We start from the raw sequence: 12,325 nt of genomic DNA on the forward strand, positions 1-12,325 counted from the left end.
ACGGTACATCCCGCCCCCGTGTCAAACGGGAAAAGCCCGCAACGGCCACTCGAACGGTAACCCGACTACCGCCCTTCCTGCCGCCCGGAGTGCCGACCAGACCTTCCCCCGCGATGCGGAGGGTGATCTTTCGGTTACGGAAACCGGAGCGCTGCGACCGTGCTCACAGCCGGGTGAAGCACCATGCGCCGAGGGCCAGGGCCGCCACGGCGATCACTCCGGCGACGGTCGCGGAGACGGTTCGGTGCGCGCCTAGCGCGACGGGCTCGCGGTGCCGGACCCGGAGCGCCGTCCACCCCAGCAGTGCCGCTCCGAACAGGGCGAACACCGCGCCCGTGAAGATCGCCGGCTCGCTCTCCATATACGTTCCCCCTCGTCCCGGATGCCCCGGTCGGGGAGGCTGGCACGCCCGCGGGACGGCCCGGCCAACCCCCGGTGAACACCGGGCGGCCGGGCCGCGGGCGGGAGGACGGAAGGAGGGGAGGATCACGAAAGGAGCGGAACTCCGAAATTTTTTTCCGGGCCGCCTTCCGGACGGCCGCGGCCCGCGCCGGCAGGGCAGGGAGGAAGTCGACGCGATCTCACCCCCCGGCACCCGGCGCGGACCCGGCTCCGGGCACCGCCCCGGCGCGCCGGGGCGCGGACCCGCGTGCGGGTCACGGCCGTATTCGACCGGTCTCATTCGGCCGACCTCATACGGCCGACCCCACGCGGCCGGTCCCGTTCGGCCGGTCCCGTTCGGCCGGTCCCGTTCGGCCGGAATGCGTCCGGTCATACGGCCGATCTCATACGGCCGGATCGAGGAACCCCTGCTCCACCAGCAACCGGATCTGGGCGGGGGTGCGGTCGCGCAGCAGCACCGGGTCCTCGCCCGTCAGCTGGGCGATCGCGTCCAGGATGCGCCCGGCGCTGAGTGAGCCGTCGCAGACCCCGGCGAAGCCCGCGCCGACCGTGTCCACCGTGGTGGCCCGGCGCATCCCGCGGTGCTGGCGCAGCACCACGTGTTCCGGGTCCTCGGCTCCGGGGAGACCGACCTGCTCCTGCACGATCTCGGAGACGAGCCGGAAGTGCCCTTCGAGCAGCGCCGCGTCGTCGTGGTCCCGCAGATAGTCCACACGCGCGAAGTGCGCCCGGATCGTCTCCCCGAGCGGCTGCTCGACCGGATGCGGCCACTCCTCGACGGTGATCGAGGGCACGGCGGCGTCCGTCCTGCGCAGGGTGATCCACCCGAAGCCGACCGCCCTCACCTTGCGCGCCTCGAACTCGTCGAGCCAGGCGTCGTAGCGCGCCTGGTACTCCGCCGGGTCCCCGCGATGGTCTCCCGCGTCCCGGAGCCACAGCTCGGCGTACTGAGTGACGTCCTGCACCTCGCGCTGCACGATCCAGGCGTCGCAGCCGCGGGGCACCCACGACCTGAGCCGGTCCTGCCAGTCCTCCCCCTCCACGTGCTGCCAGTTGGCGAGGAACTGCGCGAACCCGCCCTCGGCCAGCCGCTCCCCCGACTCCTGAACGAGCGTGCGGCACAGATCGTCCCCGCTCATCCCGCCGTCGCGGTAGGTGAGCCGGGCGCCCGGCGAGATCACGAAGGGCGGGTTCGAGACGATGAGGTCGTACGTCTCGTCGGAGCGGATCGGTTCGAACAGCGAGCCCTGGCGCAGATCCGCGGCCGGGGCGCCGGACAGCGCGAGGGTGAGCGCGGTGATGTGCAGCGCGCGCGGGTTGACGTCGGTCGCCGTCACGCGCGTGGCGTGCTGTGCGGCGTGCAGCGCCTGGATCCCGGAGCCCGTGCCGAGGTCGAGCGCGGAACCGGCGGCCGTACGGACCGTGATGGCGGCCAGCGTGGTGGAGGCGCCGCCGACTCCCAGGACGACGCCCTCGTCCCGGCTGCCGATGCCTCCGGCCCCGCCGACCGCGCAGCCCAGGTCGGAGACGATGAACCAGTCCTCGCCGTCGAGCCCGCCGTAGGGCCGGACGTCCACGGTCGCGGCGACCTCGTCCGCGCCGACCCGCACCAGCCAGCCGCTGTCCAGGCACTCCTGGAGGGGCAGCACGTCGGCCAGGCGCGCGGGCGGCACGGGCTGCTGGAGCAGGAACAGCCGGACGAGCGTCTCCAGCGGGGTGTCCCCGCGGGTGGCCCGGAGGGCGGGCACGGTCTCGCTGCGCGCCAGGGCCGCGTAGGCGGGGGCGCCGAGGAGTTCGAGCAGCCCGTCGGCGGTGAAGGAGGCGGCGAGCAGGGCGTCCCGGAGGCGGGCGGCGACGTCCGGTCGGTCGGTAGCGGGCAGGGTGGGCAGGCTGGAGTCACTCACGCACCCCATTGTGTCGGCTCGCACCGACATCGCACGTGCGCGTACGGAACAGGGCGCACCACACGCGCGTGGTGCGCCCTGTTCCGGCCGACCGGAGCGGGTCTGCCCCGCCTCACCGGAGGCCGGTCAGCCCGTGTCGGCGGAGCCGGATCAGCCCTGGGTCGCCGGGGCCGACGCGGGCGCGGAGGCGGACTTGCAGCTCGGCTGCTGGGCCATCGCCCTGCCCACGTCGCCCTCCTCGAGGTTCTTCAGCGCGTCGTTGCCGGTCCTGCTCAGCTTGTCGAGCTGGGTGGCGATGTCCTTGAGGCCGTCCGCGAACTTGCCCTGGTCCTTGGTGTCGAGCCCGTCCACCTTCTTCTTCAGCGAGGCGTAGGACGTCGAGAGGCCGTTGAGCTCCTTGACCGCGTCCTGCTGCTTCTTCTTGCCCTTGTCGACGTTGGGCGCGCCCGCTCTGTCCACGGCGCTGCCGATCGCCTTGTAGGCGTCGGCCATGTCCTGGAAGGCCTGCGCGTCCGTCTTCTGCACCGCGGACGGTGTGCTGTTGTCCGAGGTCTGCTTCTGGATCGCGGCGTTGGCGGCCTCGATCTTCTTCGCCTGCGGCTGCACCGCGTTGCACACCTGCTTGGCCCAGCTGTCGAGCGCGTCGTTCTTGTCGTCGGCGCTGCTGCTGGAGCAACCGGACAGTGCCAGTACCAGTACCGCACCGCCGGACAGCGCGGCCCCAAGCTTCTTGTTCACCGGATTGGTCCCTTCCATGGCTCTCGGCCCCGGAACATACCGGCGTACGGGTCACGACCGCAGGCCGGATGTCCTTTACGTGAGCCCTTGAAGCCATTTGCACCATGCGAGAGAAGGCTCACGGGCGAGAACGCACACAGACACGAAGCGGGTGGGCGGCGCGTCGATACGCGCCGCCCACCCGCCTCCTGAGCTGGGCCTCGTGTGAGTGCCGCCTACGAGACCACCGCGGGATCGGCCGGTTTTGACACCCGTTCCGCGTTGCCTTCGTCACCGACGGCGATTCCACGCCGCTTGGAGACGTAGACCGCGCAGACGATGACGAGCAGGGCGAGGACCGCGATCGTGATCCGTACGCCGATGCTCTTGTCCGCCCCGTAGCTGAACTTGATGACCGCGGGCGCGATGAGCAGCGACACCAGGTTCATCACCTTCAGCAGGGGGTTGATGGCCGGACCCGCGGTGTCCTTGAAGGGGTCGCCGACGGTGTCGCCGATCACGGTGGCGGCGTGGGCCTCGCTGCCCTTGCCCCCGTGGTGGCCGTCCTCGACGAGCTTCTTGGCGTTGTCCCAGGCGCCGCCGGAGTTGGCGAGGAACACGGCCATGAGCGTGCCCGCGCCGATGGCGCCCGCGAGGTAGGCCCCGAGCGCGCCGACACCGAGCGTGAACCCGATGAAGATCGGCGCCAGGACGGCGAGCAGTCCGGGTGTGGCCAGCTCGCGCAGGGCGTCCTTGGTGCAGATGTCGACGACCCTGCCGTACTCCGGCTTCTCGCTGTAGTCCATGATCCCGGGCTTCTCGCGGAACTGCCGCCGCACCTCGAACACCACCGCACCCGCCGACCGCGACACCGCGTTGATCGCCAGTCCCGAGAAGAGGAAGACGACCGCCGCGCCGGCGATCAGGCCGACGAGGTTGTTGGGCTGGGAGATGTCCATCATGAGGCTCAGCTGGGCGCCAGGGCCGGATAGCTGCTGGCCCACCTCGCGCGCGCCGGTCGTGATCGCGTCGCGGTACGACCCGAACAGCGCCGACGCCGCCAGCACGGCGGTGGCGATGGCGATGCCCTTGGTGATGGCCTTGGTGGTGTTGCCGACCGCGTCCAGGTTGGTGAGCACCTGCGCGCCCGCGCCCTGGACGTCGCCGGACATCTCGGCGATGCCCTGCGCGTTGTCGGAGACCGGTCCGAAGGTGTCCATGGCGACGATCACACCGACCGTGGTGAGCAGGCCGGTGCCGGCCAGCGCCACCGCGAACAGCGCCAGCATGATCGACGTACCGCCGAGCAGGAAGGCCCCGTACACGCCGAGGCCGATCAGCAGGGCGGTGTAGACCGCCGACTCCAGACCGACCGAGATACCGGCGAGGATGACGGTGGCCGGGCCGGTGAGGGAGGTCTTGCCGATGTCCCTGACCGGGCGCCGGGTGGTCTCGGTGAAGTAGCCGGTCAGCTGCTGGATCACCGCGGCGAGCAGGATGCCGATCGCCACCGCGACCAGGGCCAGGATGCGCGGATCGCCGTGCTTGACCGAGATCGCCGTGTCGGTGACGCCTTCGAGGTCGGCGTACGACGACGGCAGATAGACGAACACGGCGGCCGCGACCAGGGCGAGCGAGATCACCGCGGAGATGAAGAAGCCCCGGTTGATCGCGCTCATCCCGCTGCGGTCGGCCCGGCGCGGCGCGACCGCGAAGATGCCGATCATCGCGGTGATCACGCCGATCGCCGGCACCAGCAGGGGGAAGGCGAGTCCGTCGTTCCCGAAGGCCGCCTTGCCGAGGATCAGCGCGGCGACGAGGGTGACGGCGTACGACTCGAAGAGGTCGGCCGCCATACCGGCGCAGTCGCCGACGTTGTCGCCCACGTTGTCGGCGATGGTCGCGGCATTGCGCGGATCGTCCTCCGGAATGCCCTGCTCGACCTTGCCGACCAGGTCGGCGCCGACGTCGGCGGCCTTGGTGAAGATGCCGCCTCCGACACGCATGAACATGGCGATCAGGGCCGCGCCGAGGCCGAAACCTTCCAGCACCTTCGGCGCGTCGGCCGCGTACACGAGCACCACACAGGAGGCGCCCAGCAGGCCGAGCCCCACCGTGAACATGCCGACGACGCCGCCCGTGCGGAAAGCGATCTTCATGGCTTTGTGCGAGACGGCGGTGAGATCCTTTTCCGGCTCTCCCGCCGCCGGGGTCGCTTCCCTGGCGGCCGCGGCGACGCGCACATTGCTGCGCACGGCGAGCCACATGCCGATATAACCGGTGGCCGCCGAGAACGCCGCTCCGATCAGGAAGAAGACCGATCGTCCGGCGCGCTGATTCCAGTCGTCCGCGGGCAGCAGCATGAGCAGGAAGAACACGACCACGGCGAAAACGCCGAGCGTGCGCAGTTGCCGACCCAGATAGGCGTTGGCGCCTTCCTGGACGGCCTCCGCGATCTTCTTCATGCTGTCGGTGCCCTCGCCCGCCGCGAGCACCTGGCGCACCAGGATTCCCGCGACCACGAGGGCGGCCAGCGCGACGGCCCCGATGACCGCCACGATGATCCGGTTGTCATCGGTCAGTACTGCGGCTGCGAGGGTTGTGGGGTGGCCCAACTGATGAGGGGTAGAAAGCCCCGCCATTCGTCCTCCTTGACGCTTGGGCTGAGCTCAAGATGTGGACGGATTGTAGGTACCGGAACCTGATCAAAACAGTGCCCGGTAAATGGAATCAGCCTTCACATGCTCCTCAGCAAATGATCGCCGGGCGGCCACGGAACCCGAAAGAGGTAATGCCTCAAAAGCATTGACGCTTGATCCATTATCGGGCTATTGATCGTGAATGAATTCACGATATAGCTGCATCCCTACTGTAAGCCCGGGTGACGGCATGCCGACACGCCGAAGGGCCCTACCGGAGTAGGGCCCTTCGGGACAGACGCTGTGTGCGGCCGGCTCAGGAAAACACCGCGGCCGGTGGTGTGGACGGCCAGGTCATCTTGATGGACCCGCCGTGCTCCCCGGCCGTGACCTCCACGTCGTCGACGAGGCCGCTGATGACCGCGAGGCCCATCTCGTCCTCCTCGGTCTCGGTCTCCTCCGGAGCGCCCGTGGCGCCCCCGGCGACGTGAGGTGCGTGCGGGGCCTCGTCGCCGACCTCGATGGAGAACTGCTTCTCCTCCTCGATCAGCATCACCTTGACCGGTGCCGAGATCCCGCCGCTCTGATGCAGCCCGACGGCACGGGTGCAGGCCTCGCCGACGGCGAGCCTGACCTCGTCGAGGACGGCCTCGTCCACTCCTGCCCTGCGCGCCACCGCTGCCGCCACCAATCGGGCGGTCCGGACGTGCTCGGGCAGCGCGCTGAAGCGGAGTTCGACGATGGCCATACGTCCCCCTCGGAGCTACGGGCGTGCTGTCGGGGGGCCGGGCCGCCGAAAAGCCCGGTCCCTCGCTGGTAGTGCGTCCGCCCCGGGCGCTCGGCCCGGGGCCGGTCGTCAGTCGGTGGCCGCCACCGCTTCCTCGACCGAGGTGTGAATCGGGAACACCTTGGTGAGGCCGGTGATACGGAAGATCTTCAGAATGCGCTCCTGGTTGCAGACCAGGCGCAGCGAGCCCTCATGGGCACGCACTCGCTTCAGGCCGCCGACCAGCACGCCGAGCCCGGTGGAGTCGAGGAAGTCCACGCCCTCCATGTCGACGACGAGGTGGAAATTCCCGTCGTTCACCAGCTCGACCAGCTGCTCGCGCAGCTTGGGCGCGGTATATACGTCGATTTCGCCACCGACCTCGACGACCGTACGATCGCCGACGGTACGGGTCGACAGGGACAGGTCCACGGATCCTCCAGCACCTTGCTATCGAGCGGTCGCCCCTTGGGCACCTCGGCTTGAAGCCCCCAGGACGGTTCGCCAGCCGCGATGGCATTCAATCACTTACCGGCAGGCGTGCACGACGCCTTGGCTCCATTGTCCGTCACGCCGGTGACACACTCGGTGCCGATGGCCGAGAATCACCGATCCGATCGATCCCCGACGAACACCGCGTCCCGCCTGGCGCCGGGCGCGGTCCTGCACCGGCTCGCCTCGGGGCCGAGCCGGGCTGCGCGCATCACTCATACGGAGCACTTGCCCCCGCGGGCGGGTCGGCATGCCGTTTGGCCTGACCGTATTCGTCCGGAGGTCGTCGCCGCGGTGCGGGCGTGCGGCATCGAGCACCCCTGGGCCCACCAGGCGCGCGCCGCCGAGCACGCCCTCGACGGCGACTCCGTGGTCGTCGCCACGGGCACGGCGTCCGGCAAGTCCCTGGCCTACCTCGTGCCGGTGCTGTCCACCCTGCTGGACGGCTCCGAGGCCCCGAACGGGCGTGGCGCGACCGCCCTGTACCTGGCTCCCACCAAGGCCCTGGCGGCCGACCAGTGCCGCGCGGTGCGGGAACTCGCGCGGCCGCTGGGCAAGGCCGTACGCCCTGCGGTGTACGACGGCGACACCCCGCCCGAGGAGCGCGAGTGGATCCGCCAGTACGGCAACTACGTCCTCACCAACCCCGACATGCTGCACCGCGGGATCCTGCCCTCGCACCCGCGCTGGTCCTCCTTCCTGCGCGCCCTGAAGTACGTCGTCGTCGACGAGTGCCACACCTACCGGGGCGTCTTCGGCTCCCACGTCGCCCAGGTGCTGCGGCGGCTGCGCCGCCTGTGCGCGCGCTACGGCGCCTCGCCGGTCTTCCTGCTGGCCTCGGCGACCGCCGCCGAGCCCTCGGTGGCCGCCGGCCGGCTGACCGGCGTACCGGTGGTCGAGGTCGCCGACGACGCCTCACCCCGCGGTGAACTGGTGTTCGCCCTCTGGGAGCCCCCGCTCACCGAACTCCAGGGCGAGAAGGGCGCACCCGTCCGTCGCACCGCCACCGCGGAGACCGCCGACCTGCTCACCGACCTGACCCTCCAGGGCGTCCGCTCGGTCGCCTTCGTCCGCTCCCGGCGCGGCGCCGAGCTGATCTCGGTGATCGCCCAGGAACGGCTCGCGGAGACCGACCGGTCGCTGGCCCGGCGTGTCGCGGCGTACCGCGGCGGCTACCTCCCCGAGGAACGCCGCGCCCTGGAACGCGCCCTGCACTCCGGCGAGCTCCTCGGACTCGCGGCGACGACCGCCCTGGAGCTGGGCGTCGACGTGTCCGGCCTGGACGCGGTGGTGATCGCCGGCTACCCGGGGACCCGGGCGTCCCTGTGGCAGCAGGCCGGCCGGGCGGGCCGCGCCGGGCAGGGAGCCCTGGCGGTGCTGGTCGCCCGCGACGACCCGCTGGACACCTTCCTCGTCCACCACCCCGAGGCCCTGTTCGACCAACCGGTCGAATCCACCGTCCTCGACCCGGACAACCCGTACGTCCTCGCCCCGCACCTGTGCGCGGCCGCCGCCGAGCTGCCGCTCACCGACGAGGACGTGGAACTGTTCGGCCCCGCCTGCGCGGAGCTGCTGCCGCAGTTGGAGGCCGCGAAGCTGCTGCGCCGCCGGGCCAGGGCCTGGCACTGGACACGCCGGGAGCGGGCCGCCGACCTGACCGACATCCGCGGCGAGGGCGGGCGCCCGGTGCAGATCGTCGAGGCGGGCACCGGACGGCTGCTCGGCACGGTCGACGCGGGCGCCGCCCACACGGCGGTCCACGAGGGCGCGGTCCATCTGCACCAGGGCCGCACCTATCTGGTGCGCTCCCTCGATCTGGAGGACTCGGTCGCCCTGGTCGAGGAGGCGAACCCGCCCTACACGACGGTCGCCCGCGACACCACGTCGATCTCCGTCCTGGAGACGGACGTCGAGGTCCCGTGGGGCGACGGCCGCCTGTGCTACGGCTCCGTCGAGGTCACCAACCAGGTGGTCTCCTTCCTGCGCCGCCGGGTCATCACCGGTGAGGTGCTGGGCGAGACGAAACTCGACCTCCCTCCTCGTACGCTGCGCACGCGCGCGGTGTGGTGGACGGTCACCGAGGACCAGCTCGACGAGGCCCGGATCAACCCGGAGATCCTCGGCGGCGCCCTGCACGCCGCCGAGCACGCGTCGATCGGCATGCTGCCCCTGTTCGCGACCTGCGACCGCTGGGACATCGGCGGCGTCTCCGTCCCGCTGCACCCGGACACGCTCCTGCCCACGGTCTTCGTCTACGACGGCCACCCGGGCGGGGCGGGCTTCGCGGAGCGGGCCTTCCACACCGCCCGCGCCTGGCTCACCGCCACCCTCGAAGCCATCGCCTCCTGCGAGTGCGAGGCGGGCTGCCCGTCCTGCATCCAGTCCCCCAAGTGCGGCAACGGCAACGAGCCGCTGCACAAGAGGGGCGCGGTACGCCTGCTGACGGTGCTGCTCAAAGGCGCGCCCGACGCGGCGGAGGGGGAGCGGGACCCGGAGGCGGAGGCCTAGCACCCTCGGGTGCGGGGAGCCGGAGCCGACTCCCCGCGGGACGGGTCCCGGCTTCCCGCGGAACGGGGCCCGCCGGTCCCGCCCGCGCTCTCACCTCCGCGGTGAACGGTCCCCGCTCGGAGGCCGCGGTCACGTCCGAGGTGTCCCCGACGATCGCACACCGGACCAGCCGGGTGCCCTGGGCGCCCGCCACCCGCTCGGCCCGGGCGCAGGCGGCCGCGGTGCCCTCCGTCCAGTGGTCGGCGGCGGCCAGCGCCGCGAGGTCGGCCGCCCCCGCGGCGCGGTGCCGGGTCACCACGGCCTGCCCCAGAGCCAGTGCGACGCCGAACACCGCACAGAGCACGGCGATCGCCCCGACGCTCCAGACGGTGGCCGAGCCACGGTCCGAGAAGCGGTCCGAAATACGGTCCGGGAGACGGTCCGCGAGTGGGTTCGAGAGGGGTCTCGAGAGGCGTTCTTGGAGGTCGCCCCTCATGGAGCCGGTCCCGGCCGTGCGACGCGTCATGACCCGGCTCCTCTCGCCACTCCCGCCCTCGGCGCCGGCCCGGCTCCCACCGTCTCCTCGGCCTCCGCCACCGCCTCCTCCCTCAGGCGGAACGGCAGCACGCCCATCCCGGGAGGATCCGCCACGACGACCACACGGACCTCTCCCCCGTGCCGGGCCACCGAGACGTTCGCGCCGTGCGGCGCCGCCTCGCGGGCCACCTCGGTGACCGCGCCGTCAGGGTCCTGGCGGGCGGCGGCCCGGGCGCCCGCCCGAGCCGCGTCCACGCACTGGATCTGCGCGAGCACCACCAGCAGCCCCCACACCAGCGCCGTCACGACCAGCACCAGCACGGGCAGGGCCATGGCCGCCTCCGCCGTCACGAAACCCCGGTCGCGGTCCCGCTCACATCCGCGCACTGAGGGCCCGTTTCACGATGGCCTGCAGTTCCGACTTGACCTGCCCGCTCGTGACCACCTCGTACAGCAGCACGGCGAACGCCACCGCCGCGATGATCCCCATCGCGTACTCGGACGTGACCATCCCCGCGTCCCCGCGCACCAGGGCACGCGCCCGCACCACCAGGGCACACAGCCGTGCCCGTACCTTCCCGTACATCACAACCCCCGTGAGGTCTCGTTCTGTTGCTCGTTCGTCGTTCGAAAACCGCTCCTGCGCGTCGCCGTTCGGCTCCCGCTCGTCACCCCGTCAGCCACCACCTCCTCGCAGCACCCCGCCCGCGAGACCGATCACCACGGGCAGCACCCCGACCGAGACGAAGGCGGGCAGGAAGCACAGCCCCACCGGCGCGGTGACCAGGACGGCCGCCCGGCGGGCCCGGGCCGTGGCGGCGCGCGCCCGGTCGGCGCGGGTGTCCGCCGCAAGCCGTGCGGCCGGTGCCGCCGCCGGGAGGCCGGACTCGCCGGCCCGCTCCAGCAGCCGGGCCAGGGACGCGGCGCCCGGTATCGCGGCGAGCCCGCGCCACGCGTCGGCCGGTTCCCCGCCGAGCCGGACCTCGGCAGCTCCTCGCGCCAGCGCCGCCCCGACGGGGCCCGCCAGTGCCTCGCCCACCGCCTGGGCGGCGACCACCGGGTCGGCACCGGCCGCGACGCAGGCCGCCAGCAGGTCCGCGGCGAGGGGGAGTTGGCGTGCCGCCTCGACCGGATCGAACGACTCTGGATCCCCCTCCCCCGGACCGGCCGCCGCCCTTCGCCGATGCCACTGCCGGAGCCCGACGGCGGCCACCACTCCGACCACGACACCGGGGAGCCCTCCGACGAGCACCCACCCGGCGCCCACGACACCCACCGCGGGCAGCGGCCATCCCCGCACGGCGCCCCGGACCCGCCACCACAGTCCGGCACGTGGGCCCTGCGGCGCCGCTCCCTCCCCCGGCTCCGCCTCCAGCAGTGAGGCCAGTCGTCGCCGCACCCTCCGTCCGCGGCGGACCGCCTCCGGCCACCGGACCAGCTGCCACAGGAGCAGCGTCATCCCGACGGCCGTCCCCAGCCTGTGGACGGCTTCCCCGTTCGCGTTCACGCCGCCTCCGCCCGGCGCACGATGCGCAGCGCCCACCACAGCCCCACGGCCTCGAACGCTCCGCCGACGACCAGACAGCCCAGGCCCGCTCCGGTGTGCAGCAGCACCCGCAGGGGGTCGGCGCCCATGGCCGTACCGAGAAGGAGACCCAGGACCGGCAGGCCGGCCAGCATGAGCGCCGTCGCCCGGGCTCCCGCCAACTGTGCTCGCAGATCGGCCCGTTGGTCCCGCTCCGCCCGAAGTGCCCCTTCGAGCCGGTCCAGACCGGCCGCCAGGCCCGCACCCCGGTCCACCGCCACCCGCCAGCAGGCGGCCAGACCCCGCAGACCCTCAGCGCCCGGCTGCCGTGCGGCCAGGGCGAGCGCGCCCGGCACGTCACCGCCGAACCGCGCCGCCGCCAGCACCGCCGCCTGGGCCTCGCCGAGGCCGCCCGAGTCCCGGGCGGCGCACAACAGCGCCTCGCCCGGCTGCCGTCCGGCCCGCACCTCCCCGGCGAGCGTCCCGCACAGCGCGATCACCGCGCCCGCCCGCCGCTCCCGTGCCCGGTGGGCGGCCCGGGCGAGCCGGGTCCGGCGCAGCAGCGGAACTCCGGCCGCCCCCGCGGCGACCGGCAGCACCGAGGCACCCAGCACCGCCAGCACCAGCCCGACGGCCGGCGCCCACCACTCGGCCCGCAACCGGCCGCGGACCCCCCGAAGCTCACGGAGCGCGCGGTCCCAGAACGGCGGACCCGTGGCCACCGCCCCGCCACCGGACAGCAGCAGCCGCACCCGTCGTGCCCCGGAGCGCCGCCCACCCGTCAGCCACAAGGCGGCCCCGGCGCACGCCGTCACCGCGCCCAGACACGTCTGGCCCAAGGCTGTCCCACCCATGC

At 72.5% G+C, this 12,325-nt stretch carries 12 protein-coding genes; 1 reads left to right on the top strand and 11 read right to left on the bottom strand.

Annotation, left to right across the window (positions count from 1 at the left end):
- Positions 1–163: 163 nt before the first annotated feature.
- The 6 genes from ACIPM1_RS11145 to bldG all read right to left on the bottom strand — a co-directional run bounded on the left by ACIPM1_RS11145 (position 164) and on the right by bldG (position 6,860).
- Positions 164–361 carry a hypothetical protein gene (locus ACIPM1_RS11145; protein WP_402432088.1) on the bottom strand — a complete coding sequence of 66 codons (198 nt, stop codon included), beginning with the start codon at positions 359–361 and terminating at the stop codon, positions 164–166.
- A gap of 424 nt (positions 362–785) precedes the next feature.
- Positions 786–2,306, bottom strand: a complete 1,521-nt coding sequence (locus tag ACIPM1_RS11150) for a methyltransferase (protein ID WP_402432091.1) — start codon at positions 2,304–2,306, stop codon at positions 786–788.
- A 150-nt stretch (positions 2,307–2,456) separates the two neighbouring features.
- Entirely contained in the window at positions 2,457–3,062 is a 606-nt protein-coding gene (locus tag ACIPM1_RS11155) for a small secreted protein (protein ID WP_402432094.1), read from the bottom strand.
- Positions 3,063–3,259: 197 nt separating this feature from the next.
- Positions 3,260–5,665, bottom strand: coding sequence for a sodium-translocating pyrophosphatase (locus tag ACIPM1_RS11160; protein WP_402432097.1), 2,406 nt, complete (start codon positions 5,663–5,665; stop codon positions 3,260–3,262).
- A gap of 313 nt (positions 5,666–5,978) precedes the next feature.
- Entirely contained in the window at positions 5,979–6,410 is a 432-nt protein-coding gene (locus ACIPM1_RS11165) for an ATP-binding protein (protein ID WP_402432100.1), read from the bottom strand.
- 108 nt (positions 6,411–6,518) lie between these two features.
- Entirely contained in the window at positions 6,519–6,860 is a 342-nt protein-coding gene (gene bldG, locus ACIPM1_RS11170) for an anti-sigma factor antagonist BldG (RefSeq protein WP_010986038.1), read from the bottom strand.
- A gap of 81 nt (positions 6,861–6,941) precedes the next feature.
- On the opposite strand from bldG, the gene ACIPM1_RS11175 reads away from it, so the two are divergent.
- A complete protein-coding gene (locus tag ACIPM1_RS11175) occupies positions 6,942–9,428 on the top strand; it encodes a DEAD/DEAH box helicase (RefSeq protein ID WP_402432103.1) in 2,487 nt (828 codons plus the stop codon).
- Here the strand turns inward: ACIPM1_RS11175 and ACIPM1_RS11180 are convergent.
- From ACIPM1_RS11180 to ACIPM1_RS11200, 5 genes are all read right to left on the bottom strand, one after another.
- Positions 9,373–9,933 (bottom strand): Rv3654c family TadE-like protein, encoded by a 561-nt coding sequence (locus tag ACIPM1_RS11180; protein WP_402432106.1) that lies wholly within the window; start codon positions 9,931–9,933, stop codon positions 9,373–9,375. The genes ACIPM1_RS11175 and ACIPM1_RS11180 overlap by 56 nt on opposite strands.
- A complete protein-coding gene (locus ACIPM1_RS11185; protein WP_356184570.1) occupies positions 9,930–10,331 on the bottom strand; it encodes a TadE family type IV pilus minor pilin in 402 nt (133 codons plus the stop codon). The genes ACIPM1_RS11180 and ACIPM1_RS11185 overlap by 4 nt, the downstream gene beginning before the upstream one ends.
- Positions 10,318–10,530, bottom strand: a complete 213-nt coding sequence (locus tag ACIPM1_RS11190; protein WP_402432109.1) for a DUF4244 domain-containing protein — start codon at positions 10,528–10,530, stop codon at positions 10,318–10,320. Before ACIPM1_RS11190 ends, ACIPM1_RS11185 begins: the two co-directional genes overlap by 14 nt.
- A 90-nt stretch (positions 10,531–10,620) precedes the next feature.
- Positions 10,621–11,403 (bottom strand): type II secretion system F family protein, encoded by a 783-nt coding sequence (locus ACIPM1_RS11195; protein ID WP_402432932.1) that lies wholly within the window; start codon positions 11,401–11,403, stop codon positions 10,621–10,623.
- A 44-nt stretch (positions 11,404–11,447) separates the two neighbouring features.
- Positions 11,448–12,323 carry a type II secretion system F family protein gene (locus ACIPM1_RS11200; protein WP_402432112.1) on the bottom strand — a complete coding sequence of 292 codons (876 nt, stop codon included), beginning with the start codon at positions 12,321–12,323 and terminating at the stop codon, positions 11,448–11,450.
- Between the last annotated feature and the right edge of the window lie 2 nt (positions 12,324–12,325).

This window comes from Streptomyces sp. NPDC086766 (assembly GCF_044746005.1).
GTDB lineage: Bacteria > Actinomycetota > Actinomycetes > Streptomycetales > Streptomycetaceae > Streptomyces.